The organism is Veillonella sp. ACP1 (assembly GCF_000286635.1).
Classification (GTDB): Bacteria; Bacillota; Negativicutes; order Veillonellales; family Veillonellaceae; genus Veillonella; species Veillonella atypica.
Window position 1 is genome coordinate 16,295 of sequence record NZ_ALKL01000025.1, and the last position, 12,796, is coordinate 29,090.

At 41.1% G+C, this 12,796-nt stretch carries 27 protein-coding genes; all 27 read right to left on the reverse strand.

All coding sequences use genetic code 11. From position 1 onward, the window contains the following. Positions 1-14 precede the first annotated feature (14 nt). Entirely contained in the window at positions 15-128 is a 114-nt protein-coding gene (gene rpmJ / locus HMPREF1151_RS09395) for a 50S ribosomal protein L36 (RefSeq protein WP_004695148.1), read from the reverse strand. A 26-nt stretch (positions 129-154) separates the two neighbouring features. Next, entirely contained in the window at positions 155-373 is a 219-nt protein-coding gene (infA, locus tag HMPREF1151_RS09400; RefSeq protein ID WP_005377071.1) for a translation initiation factor IF-1, read from the reverse strand. Between the two features lie 22 nt (positions 374-395). Beyond that, positions 396-1,166, reverse strand: coding sequence for a type I methionyl aminopeptidase (gene map, locus HMPREF1151_RS09405; RefSeq protein ID WP_005377194.1), 771 nt, complete (start codon positions 1,164-1,166; stop codon positions 396-398). A gap of 3 nt (positions 1,167-1,169) precedes the next feature. Continuing rightward, positions 1,170-1,733, reverse strand: a complete 564-nt coding sequence (locus HMPREF1151_RS09410) for an adenylate kinase (protein ID WP_004695145.1) — start codon at positions 1,731-1,733, stop codon at positions 1,170-1,172. Positions 1,734-1,745: 12 nt separating this feature from the next. Next, the gene (gene secY, locus HMPREF1151_RS09415; RefSeq protein ID WP_005377189.1) at positions 1,746-3,008 is read right to left on the reverse strand and encodes a preprotein translocase subunit SecY; all 1,263 of its coding nucleotides are present in this window, start codon (positions 3,006-3,008) and stop codon (positions 1,746-1,748) included. Between the two features lies 1 nt (position 3,009). Next, positions 3,010-3,453, reverse strand: coding sequence for a 50S ribosomal protein L15 (gene rplO / locus HMPREF1151_RS09420; protein ID WP_005381674.1), 444 nt, complete (start codon positions 3,451-3,453; stop codon positions 3,010-3,012). A 22-nt stretch (positions 3,454-3,475) separates the two neighbouring features. Beyond that, complete coding sequence (rpmD, locus tag HMPREF1151_RS09425) at positions 3,476-3,655, reverse strand: 50S ribosomal protein L30 (protein ID WP_005377126.1); 180 nt, start codon at positions 3,653-3,655, stop codon at positions 3,476-3,478. Positions 3,656-3,669: 14 nt separating this feature from the next. Further along, positions 3,670-4,173, reverse strand: a complete 504-nt coding sequence (rpsE, locus tag HMPREF1151_RS09430) for a 30S ribosomal protein S5 (RefSeq protein WP_005381688.1) — start codon at positions 4,171-4,173, stop codon at positions 3,670-3,672. Between the two features lie 18 nt (positions 4,174-4,191). Further along, positions 4,192-4,572 carry a 50S ribosomal protein L18 gene (gene rplR, locus HMPREF1151_RS09435; RefSeq protein ID WP_005382771.1) on the reverse strand — a complete coding sequence of 127 codons (381 nt, stop codon included), beginning with the start codon at positions 4,570-4,572 and terminating at the stop codon, positions 4,192-4,194. A gap of 17 nt (positions 4,573-4,589) precedes the next feature. Continuing rightward, the gene (gene rplF, locus HMPREF1151_RS09440; RefSeq protein ID WP_005377036.1) at positions 4,590-5,135 is read right to left on the reverse strand and encodes a 50S ribosomal protein L6; all 546 of its coding nucleotides are present in this window, start codon (positions 5,133-5,135) and stop codon (positions 4,590-4,592) included. A gap of 24 nt (positions 5,136-5,159) precedes the next feature. Then, positions 5,160-5,546, reverse strand: coding sequence for a 30S ribosomal protein S8 (gene rpsH, locus HMPREF1151_RS09445; protein ID WP_005377044.1), 387 nt, complete (start codon positions 5,544-5,546; stop codon positions 5,160-5,162). A 27-nt stretch (positions 5,547-5,573) separates the two neighbouring features. Beyond that, a complete protein-coding gene (rpsN, locus tag HMPREF1151_RS09450) occupies positions 5,574-5,843 on the reverse strand; it encodes a 30S ribosomal protein S14 (RefSeq protein ID WP_005377140.1) in 270 nt (89 codons plus the stop codon). Positions 5,844-5,859: 16 nt separating this feature from the next. Continuing rightward, positions 5,860-6,399 (reverse strand): 50S ribosomal protein L5, encoded by a 540-nt coding sequence (gene rplE, locus HMPREF1151_RS09455; RefSeq protein ID WP_009661886.1) that lies wholly within the window; start codon positions 6,397-6,399, stop codon positions 5,860-5,862. Between the two features lie 23 nt (positions 6,400-6,422). Then, positions 6,423-6,743, reverse strand: coding sequence for a 50S ribosomal protein L24 (gene rplX / locus HMPREF1151_RS09460; RefSeq protein WP_004695118.1), 321 nt, complete (start codon positions 6,741-6,743; stop codon positions 6,423-6,425). An 18-nt stretch (positions 6,744-6,761) separates the two neighbouring features. After that, positions 6,762-7,130, reverse strand: a complete 369-nt coding sequence (gene rplN / locus HMPREF1151_RS09465; protein ID WP_005376994.1) for a 50S ribosomal protein L14 — start codon at positions 7,128-7,130, stop codon at positions 6,762-6,764. A gap of 24 nt (positions 7,131-7,154) precedes the next feature. Beyond that, positions 7,155-7,415, reverse strand: coding sequence for a 30S ribosomal protein S17 (rpsQ, locus tag HMPREF1151_RS09470; RefSeq protein ID WP_005377034.1), 261 nt, complete (start codon positions 7,413-7,415; stop codon positions 7,155-7,157). Between the two features lie 39 nt (positions 7,416-7,454). Then, on the reverse strand, positions 7,455-7,658 hold the full coding sequence (rpmC, locus tag HMPREF1151_RS09475) for a 50S ribosomal protein L29 (protein WP_004695115.1): 204 nt from the start codon (positions 7,656-7,658) through the stop codon (positions 7,455-7,457). Beyond that, positions 7,648-8,085 carry a 50S ribosomal protein L16 gene (rplP, locus tag HMPREF1151_RS09480; protein WP_005377168.1) on the reverse strand — a complete coding sequence of 146 codons (438 nt, stop codon included), beginning with the start codon at positions 8,083-8,085 and terminating at the stop codon, positions 7,648-7,650. Before rplP ends, rpmC begins: the two co-directional genes overlap by 11 nt. Next, positions 8,085-8,750 carry a 30S ribosomal protein S3 gene (gene rpsC / locus HMPREF1151_RS09485; RefSeq protein WP_005377155.1) on the reverse strand — a complete coding sequence of 222 codons (666 nt, stop codon included), beginning with the start codon at positions 8,748-8,750 and terminating at the stop codon, positions 8,085-8,087. Before rpsC ends, rplP begins: the two co-directional genes overlap by 1 nt. A 16-nt stretch (positions 8,751-8,766) precedes the next feature. Then, positions 8,767-9,102, reverse strand: coding sequence for a 50S ribosomal protein L22 (rplV, locus tag HMPREF1151_RS09490; RefSeq protein WP_004695112.1), 336 nt, complete (start codon positions 9,100-9,102; stop codon positions 8,767-8,769). Positions 9,103-9,114: 12 nt separating this feature from the next. Next, complete coding sequence (gene rpsS, locus HMPREF1151_RS09495) at positions 9,115-9,396, reverse strand: 30S ribosomal protein S19 (protein ID WP_005377144.1); 282 nt, start codon at positions 9,394-9,396, stop codon at positions 9,115-9,117. Positions 9,397-9,419: 23 nt separating this feature from the next. After that, positions 9,420-10,250 (reverse strand): 50S ribosomal protein L2, encoded by an 831-nt coding sequence (gene rplB / locus HMPREF1151_RS09500; RefSeq protein ID WP_005377128.1) that lies wholly within the window; start codon positions 10,248-10,250, stop codon positions 9,420-9,422. 26 nt (positions 10,251-10,276) lie between these two features. Then, positions 10,277-10,561, reverse strand: coding sequence for a 50S ribosomal protein L23 (gene rplW / locus HMPREF1151_RS09505; protein WP_005376990.1), 285 nt, complete (start codon positions 10,559-10,561; stop codon positions 10,277-10,279). Continuing rightward, positions 10,561-11,184 carry a 50S ribosomal protein L4 gene (gene rplD / locus HMPREF1151_RS09510; protein ID WP_005377066.1) on the reverse strand — a complete coding sequence of 208 codons (624 nt, stop codon included), beginning with the start codon at positions 11,182-11,184 and terminating at the stop codon, positions 10,561-10,563. Before rplD ends, rplW begins: the two co-directional genes overlap by 1 nt. Positions 11,185-11,210: 26 nt before the next feature. Then, positions 11,211-11,852: a 50S ribosomal protein L3 gene (gene rplC / locus HMPREF1151_RS09515; protein ID WP_005377130.1), complete on the reverse strand. Its 642-nt coding sequence runs from the start codon at positions 11,850-11,852 to the stop codon at positions 11,211-11,213. 12 nt (positions 11,853-11,864) lie between these two features. Then, on the reverse strand, positions 11,865-12,176 hold the full coding sequence (gene rpsJ, locus HMPREF1151_RS09520; RefSeq protein WP_004695100.1) for a 30S ribosomal protein S10: 312 nt from the start codon (positions 12,174-12,176) through the stop codon (positions 11,865-11,867). 182 nt (positions 12,177-12,358) lie between these two features. Further along, positions 12,359-12,796: EF-Tu/IF-2/RF-3 family GTPase (locus HMPREF1151_RS09525; protein WP_009661501.1), on the reverse strand; the 438-nt coding region annotated here is incomplete at its 5' end.

The window sequence follows — 12,796 nt, forward strand, 5'->3', positions numbered from 1 at the left end:
CACCTCCTATCAGATTATCCTTGTTTTTGTTTATGTTTTGGATTTTCGCAAATAACCATTACGCGGCCTTTGCGTTTAATGATTTTACATTTTTCGCATATCTTTTTAACTGATGGTTGAACCTTCATTAGTACCTCCTTTGTGGACCCTATGCTTATTTAAAGCGATAGGTGATGCGACCACGATTTAAGTCATATGGTGTCAGTTCCATAGTAACTTTATCACCAGGAAGAATACGGATAAAATTCATACGCATTTTACCTGACACGTGAGCTAATACCACATGACCATTTTCCAATTCTACTTGGAACATAGCATTAGGTAATGCTTCTACTACCGTACCTTCCACCTCAATAACGTCTTCTTTTGACATATTTTTTCCTCCGGTTACCTGTTTATTTAATTAACCGCGGTTCATCACGCATGGTTAATATTTCAGGGCCGTTTTCTGTAACAACCACTGTATGTTCGAAATGAGCAGCTGGTTTACCATCAATGGTAACTGCCGTCCAGTCATCACCCAACACACGAACTTTATAAGAACCTAATGTAATCATTGGTTCAATACACAATACCATACCTGGTTTCATCACAGGACCGTGGTCCGGATTACCATAGTTTGGAATTTGTGGATCTTCATGCATTTCACGGCCTAAACCATGACCAACGAAGTCGCGAACGACACCGTAACCATGTTTCTCACAATACGTTTGAACAGCGTGACCGATAGCACCGATATGGTTACCAACTTTCACTTGTTCGATTCCCTTGAACAGACTTTCCTCTGTTACTTTTAACAATTTCATCACATCTGGTTTGACATGACCAATTGGAATTGTCACAGCCGAATCGCCGTGATATCCATCAATAGATGCTACAAGATCAATACTGAGGACATCACCGTTTTTAAGCTTACGCTTAGCGCTCGGAATACCATGAACAACTTCTTCATTGATAGAAGCACAGATTGTAGCAGGGAACCCATAGTACCCTTTACAACTTGGTATACCACCGTGGCTGCGAATATATTCTTCGGCAATTGTATCTAACTCAAGCGTCGTGATGCCAGGTTTAGCCTTTTCTACTAACAAGGACAACGTGTCTGCTGTAAGCTTGCTTGCCTTGCGGATACATTCAATTTCATGGGCAGATTTCAAAATAATCATGGATTATTTCTCCAAAGCCTTAATGATGTCAGCAAATACTGCGTCTACATCTTGTAAACCATTAATTTCTTGATACAAACCGCTATTACGATAGTAATCAATTAATGGTTTAGTAGATTCTTCGTACACAGCTAGACGTTTCTGTACTGTTTCAGGGTTATCATCAGCACGATTTTCAAGAACTGCTCGTTCACTAATGCGTTTAACAAGTTCTTCAGAAGGAACATTTAAGTTAAGCACAGCGTCCAAAGAAATTCCTAATTCTTTTAAGATTGCATCCAAGGATACAGCTTGCGCTGTAGTTCTTGGGAATCCATCAAGAATAAATCCAGATTTGCAGTCATCTTTAACCAAGCGATCACGTACGATACCAACAGTTACACTGTCTGGTACCAATTGACCAGCATCGATATATTTCTTAGCCTCAACTCCAAGAGGTGTTTCGTTCTTAATCGCAGCGCGGAACATATCACCTGTTGAAATTTGGGGAATACCGTATTTTTCAATAAGTCGAGCTGCCTGTGTGCCTTTACCAGCACCAGGAGGTCCCATTAATAAAATATACATTCTGTTTCCCTCCTATTTTACAAAGCCCTTATAGTGGCGTGTTACCATAAGTGACTCAATTTGTTGCATTGTATCAAGAGCTACACCTACAACGATTAAGAGAGCTGTACCACCAAAGTATACGCCTTGCACGCCTGTAATCGTACCGAGGAAATTCGGTATGATAGCGACGATAGCTAAGAATACAGCACCAGCCAATGTAATCTTGGTCATCACGTTATCCACATAATCAGCAGTAGGTTTACCCGCACGAATACCAGGGATAAAACCACCGTATTTTTTCATATTATCTGCCATATCTGTAATGTTGATAGAGATTGCAGTATAGAAGTATGTAAAGATAAAAATCAATATTGCATACAATGCCGTTTGTAACGGCGTTCCCCATGTGAATAAATCCGCAATTTTATGAACGAAATCGTTTTCAATAAATTGCGCAATCGTTACAGGGAACATCAACACAGATGACGCAAAGATAATTGGAATTACACCTGCCTGATTGACTTTCAACGGCAAGAATGTAGAGTGACCACCGTACATTTTACGACCAACTACGCGTTTAGCATATTGAATCGGAATACGACGTTGGCCTTGCGTAACTGCTACTACAACAGCAATCATTGCAATTGCAATTACAGCAAATAAGAATGCTTGGAACATGTTAATTGTTCCAGTTTGTATATATTGGTAAATGGTTTGAAGACCATCTGGTAAACGAGCTACGATACCAGCAAAGATAATCAAGGAAATACCATTACCAATGCCATATGCTGTGATTTGTTCGCCAATCCACATCAACAAGCATGTGCCTGCTGTTAGGATGATGGCTACAACAAATACACTAAGGATATCATTATTTACGAGAGCGGAATTTGCACGTAGTGCAAACGCCATGCCAAAGGCTTGGACAAAACCTAAAACAACCGTACCATAACGAGTTACCTTCGCAATTTTTTTACGGCCCTCTTCACCATCTTTACTCCACGCTTCAAACTGTGGAACTACAGCTTGAAGTAGTTGCATGATGATGGAAGCATTAATGTAAGGTGTAATACTCATTGCAAAGATAGAGAACTTACTTAGCGCACCACCAGCAAACAAGTCTAATAGACCGAATAGGTTACCGGAGGTAAATAAAGATTCAATTACAGATGCATCTACACCAGGTACAGGGATGTGAATGCCGGCTCTAAACACGGCAAACATCATCAATGTGTACAAAATCTTATTACGCAACTCGGTAATCTTAAAGATGTTTGAGAGGCTATCTAGCAAACTAGATCACCTCTACTTTTCCGCCTGCTGCTGTGATTTTTTCTTCAGCAGATTTAGTGAAGCCGTTAGCAATAACAGTTAGGTTTTTAGTTTCCAAAGAACCATTACCTAAGATGCGGATGCCATCGCGTACGTTTTTCAAAATACCAGCTTCAATAAGAGCTACTGGATCAACTGTTGCACCGTCTTCAAATCGGTTCAATTGTTCTACGTTAACTTCAGCATATTGTTTAGCAAAAACGTTGTTGAAACCACGTTTTGGTAAACGACGATAAAGAGGCATTTGGCCGCCTTCAAAACCGGAGCGAACGCCACCGCCAGAACGGGAGTTTTGACCTTTTTGACCACGACCAGATGTTTTACCCAAGCCAGAACCTAAACCACGGCCTACACGAGTACGAGTTTTTTTGGAACCAGCTGCTGGTTGTAATTCATGAAGTTTCATTCAGTGCACCTCCTTATCAGTATTAAACTTCTTCAACTTTTACTAAATGTCTAACTTTGTGAAGCATACCTTGAATTTGAGGTGTTACTTCTTTTACGACTTGAGAATTAGTTTTTTTCAAGCCCAAAGCTTTAACTGTCGCGCGTTGATCTTCAGGACGACCGATTAAGCTTCTTGTTAATGTTACTTTAACTTGTGCCATTTCTTGTCTCCTTATTACGCGTTATAGATTTCTTCAACGGATTTACCGCGAAGTTCAGCAACTTCGCTAGCACGTTTCAAATCTTTCAAACCTTCAATTGTAGCACGAACCATATTGTTAGGGTTAGAAGAGCCCAAAGATTTAGTTAAGATGTTACGAACACCAACCAATTCCAATACGGCACGAACAGGGCCACCAGCGATAACGCCAGTACCTTCAGCAGCTGGTTTCAAGAATACGCGGCCTGCGCCGAATACACCTGTTACGCTGTGAGGGATTGTACCATTTTTAATTGCTACGTTTACGATATTTTTCTTAGCATCATCGATACCTTTGCGGATAGCTTCAGGTACTTCCGCAGCTTTACCTAAGCCAACGCCTACATAACCGTTGCCATCACCAACAACTACAAGTGCGCTGAAGGAAAAACGACGACCGCCTTTAACTACTTTGGCTACGCGGTTGATGAATACTACTCTTTCTTTAAGATCAAGACTGGTGTAGTCAATTCTCGCCATGTCTATAGTTCCTCCTTCTTAGAATTTTAAGCCTGCTTCACGAGCACCTTCTGCAAGTGCTGCTACGCGACCATGATAAATGTAACCACCACGGTCAAACACTACAGTGTCAATACCTTTAGCGATAGCTTTTTTAGCAACTGCTTCACCAACAGCTTTAGCAGCAGCAATGTTACCACCATAGGATAAATTTAAATCTTTATCTAAAGAGCTAGCAGCTACTAATGTTGTACCTGCTACGTCATCGATAACTTGAGCGTAAATGTTGCTCAAGCTGCGATATACGTTCAAACGTGGACAAGTTGCCGTACCAGAAATATGGCGGCGAATACGAAGATGACGTTTTGCTCGAGCGATGTTTCTACTAGATTTACGAGGCAAGATATTCACTCCTTTCATTCATATAGATGATATTACTATTTACCTTTTGCACCAGCTTTACCAGCTTTACGACGAACAACTTCGCCTTCATAGCGGATACCTTTACCTTTGTAAGGTTCAGGTTTTCTCCATTTACGGATATCAGCTGCTACTGCACCTACAACTTCTTTGTCTGCACCAGACACAACGATTTTGTTAGGAGCTGGAACTTCAATTGTAATACCAGCTGGAGCTTCCATCTCTACCGGATGAGAGAAGCCAAGTGTAAGAGCCAATTTATTGCCTTGTTTAGCCGCTCTGTAACCAACACCGTTGATTTCAAGAGTTTTTGTAAATCCTTCTGCTACGCCTGTTACCATATTAGCAACAAGAGCGCGAGTCAAACCGTGAAGGGCACGATGAGCTTTATCTTCGGAAGGACGAGCTACTGTGATTGTGTTACCTTCTACAGTGATGATCATATCTGGATGCAAATCGCGAGATAATTCACCTTTAGGACCTTTTACGTTCATATGATGGTTATCATATGTAACAGTAACGCCTGCAGGAATCTCGATAGGCATTCTACCGATACGTGACATTATTTCTACCTCCTATTGCTACTATTACCAAACGTATGCGATTACTTCGCCACCAAGACCTTCTTTACGAGCTTGTTTGTCGCTCATAACGCCTTTGGATGTAGAAATAACTGCGATACCCAAACCACCAAGTACACGAGGAAGTTCTTCCTTTTTCGCGTAAACACGTAAACCTGGTTTGGAAATACGTTTAATTCCTGTAATAACTTTTTCGTTATTGGAACCATATTTCAAAGTTACTTTTAAAGTGTTTTCTTCTTTTTCAACGTTCTTTACGAAACCTTCTTGTAAAAGGATTTCAAGAACTGCTGCTTTCATTCTAGATGCAGGAATGTTTACCGTTTCGTGAAGTGCAGCATTTGCATTACGGATGCGCGTAAGCATATCCGCGATAGGATCGGTCATTACCATAATCTAAAAACCTCCTCTCGTCTAATATTACCAGCTGGCTTTTTTAACACCAGGAATTTGTCCTTTGTACGCCAATTCACGGAACGCAATACGGCTGATACCGAATTTACGCATATAGCCGTGAGGACGACCAGTTAAGTTGCAACGATTGTGCAAACGTGTTGGGGATGCATTAGCTGGTAATTTGGACAAGCCTTCATAATCACCTGCTGCTTTAAGCGCCGCACGTTTAGCTGCATATTTTTCAACGATTTTAGCGCGTTTCTTTTCGCGTTCAATCATAGATTTTTTAGCCATCTATATGTTCCTCCTATTATTTTTCAAAAGGCATACCGAATTGAGTCAACAATTCACGAGCTTCTTCATCTGTTTTAGCACTTGTTACTACGATGATATCCATACCAGTAACGCGTTCTACCTGATCATATTCGATTTCAGGGAAGATGAGCTGTTCTTTAAGACCCAAAGCGTAGTTACCACGGCCATCAAATGCAGTTGCGCTGATACCGCGGAAGTCACGTACACGAGGTAATGCCGCATTGATCAATTTATCAAGGAATTCATACATGCGTTCGCCACGAAGAGTAACTTTTGTACCCAACGCCATGCCTTCACGAACTTTAAAGTTCGCAATAGATTTTTTAGCTTTTGTGATTACAGGTTTTTGACCAGCAATAATTGTTAAGTCATTAACTGCAGCTTCTAAAGCTTTTGCATTGCCTACAGCATCGCCAACGCCGATGTTGATAACGATTTTTTCCAATTTAGGAATTTCCATTACGTTGCCGTATTGGAATTTTTCTTGCATACTCTTTCTAATTTCAGAGTTGTATTGTTCAAATAAACGAGACATTTATGTAGCTCCTCCTTTCCTGATTATTTAAGTACTGTACCGGATTTAACAGTTGCACGAACGAATTTACCGTCTTTACCTTCAACTTTTTTGATACGAGTAGCTGTTTTAGTTTCTGGGTCAACAACCATTACGTTAGAAACATGGATACCAGCTTCTTTAGTAACGATGCCGCCTTGTGGGTTAGCTTGAGAAGGTTTTGTGTGACGTTTTACAGTGTTTACGCCTTCAACAAATACGCGTTCTTTTTTAGGTTCAGTAGCAATTACTGTACCTTGCTTACCTTTATCTTTACCGGAGATAACAACAACTGTATCGCCTTTTTTGATTTGTAATTTAGCCATATGCTGCGTTCCTCCTTCTTATAATACTTCTGGAGCTAAGGAAACGATTTTCATGAAGTCTTTTTCACGAAGTTCTCTAGCTACAGGTCCGAAGATACGAGTACCACGAGGGGTTTTATCTTCTTTAATAACTACTGCTGCGTTTTCATCAAAACGGATATAGGAACCGTCTTGACGGCGGATACCTTTTTTAGAACGAACAATAACAGCTTTGACTACGTCGCCTTTCTTGACAACGCCACCGGGTGATGCATCTTTTACAGAAGCAACGATTACGTCACCGATATTGCCGAATTTGCGATAAGAACCGCCCATGACTTGGATGCACATAATACGTTTTGCACCAGTGTTGTCGGCAACATTCAAAATTGTTTGTTGCTGGATCATCGTCTATTCCTCCTTACATCACTCTTATTTTTGTCTTTCAAGAATTTCAACAACTCTCCAACATTTATCTTTAGAAAGTGGACGAGTTTCTACAATTTTAACTGTATCACCAATGCGGCACTCATTATTTTCATCATGAGCTTTGAAGCGTTTATTGCTAACCATTGGCTTATTATATAATGCGTGAGGTACTTTACGTTCTACAGCAACAACAACAGTTTTTTCCATTTTGTTGCTAACAACTTTACCTACGCGGACTTTACGTACGTTTCTTTCTTCTGCCACGATTTTAAGCCTCCTTTTCAAACTTTAACAAATCTGTCATTATGCGTTTTCAGATTTAAGTTCAACTTCACGTTGTACAGTTTTAATACGAGCGATTGTCTTCTTAACTTCACGAATGCGCATAGGATTCTCTAATTGACCTGTTGCAAGCTGAAAACGGAGGTTAAATAACTCTTCCTTAAGACCGGAAACTTTTTGTTCCATTTCGGCAGCGCTCATATTGCGAATGTCATTAACCTTCATTTACGTCACCACCCAATTCTTTACCCTTAACAACAAATTTGCATTTGATTGGAAGTTTATGGCTTGCAAGACGCATAGCTTCACGAGCTACAGCTTCTGGCACACCGTCCATTTCAAACATTACACGACCTGGTTTAACTACTGCTACCCAGTATTCAGGAGAACCTTTACCGGAACCCATACGAGTACCAGCTGGTTTAGCTGTGATTGGTTTGTCAGGGAAAATTTTAATCCATACTTGACCGCCACGTTTGATATAACGAGTCATAGCAATACGAGCAGCTTCGATTTGACGGTTTGTGATCCAAGATGGTTCGCATGCTACCAAGCCGAACTCACCATGAGACACTGTATTACCGCGCATAGCACGACCTTTCATACGGCCGCGGAATTGCTTACGATGTTTTACACGCTTTGGAATAAGCATTACTTGCCACCTTCTTCCTTCTTAGCAGGTTGTTTTGCTTCTGGCAAAACTTCACCTTTGTAAATCCATACTTTAATGCCGATACAACCATAAGTTGTATGAGCTTCAGCAGTACCGTAGTCGATATTTGCACGAAGTGTGTGCAATGGAATGGAACCTTCACGGTAGGATTCGCTACGAGCGATTTCAGCGCCACCAAGACGACCGCTAACCATGATTTTGATACCTTTTGCACCTAAGCGCATTGTACGACCAACAGCTTGTTTCATTGCACGACGGAAACCGATACGACGTTCTAATTGGCCAGCAATATTTTCTGCAACAAGAACTGCATCCATGTCTGCTTGTTTAATTTCTGCAATGTTTACGTCAACTTGTTTATCAGTGAAACGAGTCATTGCTTTTTTGATATCTTCGATACCAGCACCACCACGACCGATAACCATACCTGGTTTTGCAGTGTGGATAGTCAATTTAATACGTTTATTTGTACGCTCGATTTCAATGCGGGAAATACCAGCAATGAAAAGGGTTTCTTTCAAGAAGTTACGAATTTTTACGTCTTCATGAAGATTAGCAGCGAAATCTTTTTCTGCATACCACTTTGCGTCCCAATCTTTTACGATACCGACACGCAAACCGTGTGGATTAACTTTTTGACCCACTCTGTTTCCCTCCTTCTTAAGCTCTTTCTTTAACTACTACTGTTACGTGGCTAGTGCGTTTCAAAATTTTGAAAGCTTGTCCACGGGAACGAGGATGAATACGTTTCAATGTAGGACCTTGATCAACGAAGATCTCGGATACATATAAGTTATCCACATTCATATCAAAATTGTGTTCTGCATTTGCGATTGCGGAACGCATAACTTTTTCGACTACATCAGCGCCAACTTTCGGAGTGAACTTCAAGATGGCAAATGCCTCGCCGATGTTTTTACCGCGCACTAAATCAGCAACGATACGGATTTTACGAGGCGCGATTCGGATATGTCTAGCGATTGCTTTTGCTTCCATTAATTATTCCTCCTATTTTTTGCCTGTAGATTTTTCGTCCTTACCGTGACCTTTGAAAGTACGTGTAGGAGCGAATTCACCTAATTTATGACCTACCATATCTTCTGTAATAAATACAGGTACATGTTTGCGACCATCATGCACAGCAATTGTGTGGCCTACAAAACTAGGGATAATAGTAGAGGCACGGGACCAGGTTTTTACAACTTTCTTTTCGTTAGTTTCGTTTAAAGCATCAACTTTCTTAAGCAAATGATCTGCTACGAAAGGGCCTTTTTTAATAGATCTGGACACTATTTTATCTCCTTTCCTTTATCCTATTTTGTACGACGTTTAATGATTAAGCTGTTAGAAGCTTTTTTCTTGTCGCGAGTTTTAACACCATGTGCTGGTTTGCCCCAAGGTGTAACAGGATGTTTACGACCAACAGGAGATTTACCTTCACCACCACCATGTGGATGGTCACAAGGGTTCATTACAACACCACGGTTACCAGGACGAACGCCCATCCAACGATGACGACCAGCTTTACCAATTACTAGGTTGCTGTGTTCAGCGTTGCCTACAACACCTACAGTTGCACGGCATTCTTGACGTACGCGGCGCATTTCGCCAGATGGTAAACGAAGAATAGCATAGCCATTATCTTTACCCATCAATTGAGCGGATGTACCAGCGGAACGAACGATTTGACCGCCTTTACCGATTTTTAATTCGATGTTGTGGATTTGAGTACCGTCTGGGATATTAGCCAATGGTAAGCAGTTACCAGGTTTAATATCAGATTCAGGACCGGAGAATACAACGTCACCAACTTTTAAGCCGTTAGGAGCTAAAATATAACGTTTTTCACCATCAGCGTAGTTAAGCAAAGCGATACGAGAAGAACGGTTAGGATCATACTCGATTGTTGCTACTTTAGCTGGGATATTATCTTTAGTACGTTTGAAGTCAATGATACGGTATTGACGTTTATGACCGCCACCTTGGTGACGAACTGTCATTTTACCAGTATTATTACGACCACCTTTTTGGGAAATCTTAGCTAACAAAGATTTTTCTGGTTTGCTTGCTGTGATTTCGTCGAAGGCGGATACTGTCATAAACCGGCGACCAGCGGAGTACGGTTTAAATGATTTAATTGCCATTAGTGGGCCTCCTTACAACTAGACTCTTAGACACCTTCAAATAATGTAATGGATTCGCCAGCTTTTAAAGTTACGATAGCTTTTTTGTAATCGCTACGTTTACCTTGTGTACGACCCATGCGTTTAGTTTTGCCTAATACGCGAATAGTAGCTACTTTTTCTACTTTTACATTGAAGATTTTTTCAACAGCTTGACGGATTTGCACTTTATTTGCAGTCAAAGGCACGCGGAACGTGTATTTGTTTTCTTCCATAAGCTTTGTGGATTTTTCGGTAATAACCGGACGGATTAGTACATCATGTAATTGCATTATCCAAGTACCTCCTCAATTTTTGCGACAGCGCCTTTAGTAATGAAGAGCTTATCGTAATGAAGAAGATCGAAAATGTTCATACCTTCGCAAGCCAATGCTTTAACACCTTGGATGTTGCGAGCGGAACGTTCAACATTTACATCACCTTCAGTGATGAACAATACTTTTGCATCGCCAACATTGAAGCTATTGATAATATTCAATACTTCTTTTGTTTTAGGAGCTGCTAATGTGATTTCTTCCAAAACGTATAATTCGCTATTATTTACCTTATCGCTAAGAGCAGATTTAACTGCTAAACGTCTAGCCTTACGAGGCATAGCTTTGTAATAGCTGCGAGGTTGTGGACCAAATGTAGTACCGCCACCAATCCAGATTGGGGAACGGCTGGAACCGGAACGTGCACGACCAGTACCTTTTTGTTTCCAAGGTTTACGGCCACCGCCACGAACCATACCTCTAGTTTTTGTTGCATGTGTGCCGAGACGTTCGTTAGACAATTGACGAACTACGGCTTGATGCATAACGGCTTCGTTTACTTCAACGCCGAATACTGCATCGTTTAACTGTATTTCACCGACTTTAACGCCGGATTGATTATATGTTGCTACTGTAGGCATTACATAATCCTCCTTTCGACAAATGATTATTTAACAGGTTTAACCGTGTTGCGAACCATAACCAAGCTACCTTTAGCGCCTGGGATACCACCTTTAACCAATAAAAGGTTACGTTCAGCATCAACTTTCACAACGGATAAGCGTTGTACGGTAACTCTGTAACCACCCATTTGTCCAGGGAGTTTTTTACCTTTGTATACCTTACCGCCGCCACCGGAGATCATAGGACCGATGGAACCAGGTTCACGGTGAGATTTGGAGCCATGAGTTTCAGGACCACGAGAGAAATTATGGCGTTTAATTGTGCCAGCAAAACCCTTACCTTTACCTGTACCTACTACGTCCACCAATTCACCTTCTGCGAAGATATCAGCTGCCAGAGTTTGGCCTACTGTGTAGTCAGCTGCACTGTCAACGCGAACTTCGCGAAGATATTTAACTGGAGCTACGCCAGCTTTGTCGAACTGACCTTTTACAGGTTTTGTTAAATGTTTTTCTTTAATGGAACCATAACCAATTTGTACTGCTTCATAACCGTCTGTTTCAACAGTCTTAACGCGCACTACAACGCTTGGGGTAGTTTCCACTACTGTTACAGGAACTAATTGGCCTTCAGCTGTGAAGACTTGTGTCATTCCTAATTTTTTACCCAAAATAGCTTTAGACATTATCGCACCTCCTTATAGTTTTATTTCAATAGATACACCAGCTGGTAAATCTAAACGAGTGATAGCATCTACTGTTTTCGAATTTGGTTCAAGAATATCGATCAAGCGTTTATGTGTACGCATTTCGAATTGTTCACGGGAATCTTTGTTAACGTGTACGGAACGAAGAATCGTGAAGATATTCTTTTCTGTTGGCAATGGAATCGGACCAGATACCATAGCGCCATTTCTTTTTGCAGTGTCTACGATCTTAGCAGCGCTTTGATCGAGAGCTTTGTGGTCGTATGCCTTAAGGCGAATACGGATTTTTTGCTGTTTAGCCATTATTAATAATTCCTCCTGTCGTCCATTTCGTGAATGAACTGCTCCATAGAAATTCTCCTCCGCAGAGGCAACCTTCTACTTCATAGTTTGAAAACACAACACGAGAGCGGCAGAACATGCCGCTCTTACATGTCGTGGATATTGTGCCCAACGCATCACTACGATGAGCATAAAAGGTTAAATTAACCTTCGATTTCAGTTACAACGCCAGCGCCTACTGTATGGCCACCTTCGCGGATCGCGAAACGAAGACCTTCTTCGATAGCGATTGGAGTAATCAATTCGATATTCATTGTTACGTTATCGCCAGGCATACACATTTCTACACCTTCAGGAAGGTTTACAACACCTGTTACGTCTGTTGTACGGAAGTAGAATTGTGGACGGTAGTTGGAGAAGAATGGAGTATGACGGCCACCTTCTTCTTTAGTCAAAACGTATACTTCTGCTTTGAATTTTGTATGTGGGTTGATGGAACCTGGTTTAGCCAATACTTGACCACGTTCGATGTCTTTACGGTCAACACCACGAAGCAATGCACCAACGTTGTCACCTGCTACTGCAGAGTCCAAAGTTTTGCGGAACATTTCAAGACCAGTTACAACGTATTGTTCAGCTTT

Bases quoted from the DNA above. Each gene is read 5' to 3' on its own strand.
- infA (WP_005377071.1), bottom strand. From the start codon at position 373: ATGTCAAAAGAAGACGTTATTGAGGTGGAAGGTACGGTAGTAGAAGCA.
- rplN (WP_005376994.1), bottom strand. From the start codon at position 7,130: ATGATCCAGCAACAAACAATTTTGAATGTTGCCGACAACACTGGTGCA.
- rplW (WP_005376990.1), bottom strand. From the start codon at position 10,561: ATGCAATTACATGATGTACTAATCCGTCCGGTTATTACCGAAAAATCC.
- map (WP_005377194.1), bottom strand. From the start codon at position 1,166: ATGATTATTTTGAAATCTGCCCATGAAATTGAATGTATCCGCAAGGCA.
- rpsN (WP_005377140.1), bottom strand. From the start codon at position 5,843: ATGGCTAAAAAATCTATGATTGAACGCGAAAAGAAACGCGCTAAAATC.
- rplF (WP_005377036.1), bottom strand. From the start codon at position 5,135: ATGTCACGTATCGGTAGAATGCCTATCGAGATTCCTGCAGGCGTTACT.
- rpsH (WP_005377044.1), bottom strand. From the start codon at position 5,546: ATGGTAATGACCGATCCTATCGCGGATATGCTTACGCGCATCCGTAAT.
- rplO (WP_005381674.1), bottom strand. From the start codon at position 3,453: ATGAAACTTCATGAATTACAACCAGCAGCTGGTTCCAAAAAAACTCGT.
- rplC (WP_005377130.1), bottom strand. From the start codon at position 11,852: ATGTCTAAAGCTATTTTGGGTAAAAAATTAGGAATGACACAAGTCTTC.
- HMPREF1151_RS09410 (WP_004695145.1), bottom strand. From the start codon at position 1,733: ATGTATATTTTATTAATGGGACCTCCTGGTGCTGGTAAAGGCACACAG.
- rplV (WP_004695112.1), bottom strand. From the start codon at position 9,102: ATGGAAGCAAAAGCAATCGCTAGACATATCCGAATCGCGCCTCGTAAA.
- rpsJ (WP_004695100.1), bottom strand. From the start codon at position 12,176: ATGGCTAAACAGCAAAAAATCCGTATTCGCCTTAAGGCATACGACCAC.
- rpsE (WP_005381688.1), bottom strand. From the start codon at position 4,173: ATGGCGAGAATTGACTACACCAGTCTTGATCTTAAAGAAAGAGTAGTA.
- rplP (WP_005377168.1), bottom strand. From the start codon at position 8,085: ATGCTTATTCCAAAGCGTGTAAAACATCGTAAGCAATTCCGCGGCCGT.
- rplX (WP_004695118.1), bottom strand. From the start codon at position 6,743: ATGGCTAAATTACAAATCAAAAAAGGCGATACAGTTGTTGTTATCTCC.
- rpmJ (WP_004695148.1), bottom strand. From the start codon at position 128: ATGAAGGTTCAACCATCAGTTAAAAAGATATGCGAAAAATGTAAAATC.
- rplE (WP_009661886.1), bottom strand. From the start codon at position 6,399: ATGTCTCGTTTATTTGAACAATACAACTCTGAAATTAGAAAGAGTATG.
- rplD (WP_005377066.1), bottom strand. From the start codon at position 11,184: ATGCCTACAGTAGCAACATATAATCAATCCGGCGTTAAAGTCGGTGAA.
- rpmD (WP_005377126.1), bottom strand. From the start codon at position 3,655: ATGGCACAAGTTAAAGTAACATTAACAAGAAGCTTAATCGGTCGTCCT.
- rpmC (WP_004695115.1), bottom strand. From the start codon at position 7,658: ATGAAGGTTAATGACATTCGCAATATGAGCGCTGCCGAAATGGAACAA.
- rplR (WP_005382771.1), bottom strand. From the start codon at position 4,572: ATGAAAGGAGTGAATATCTTGCCTCGTAAATCTAGTAGAAACATCGCT.
- rplB (WP_005377128.1), bottom strand. From the start codon at position 10,250: ATGGCAATTAAATCATTTAAACCGTACTCCGCTGGTCGCCGGTTTATG.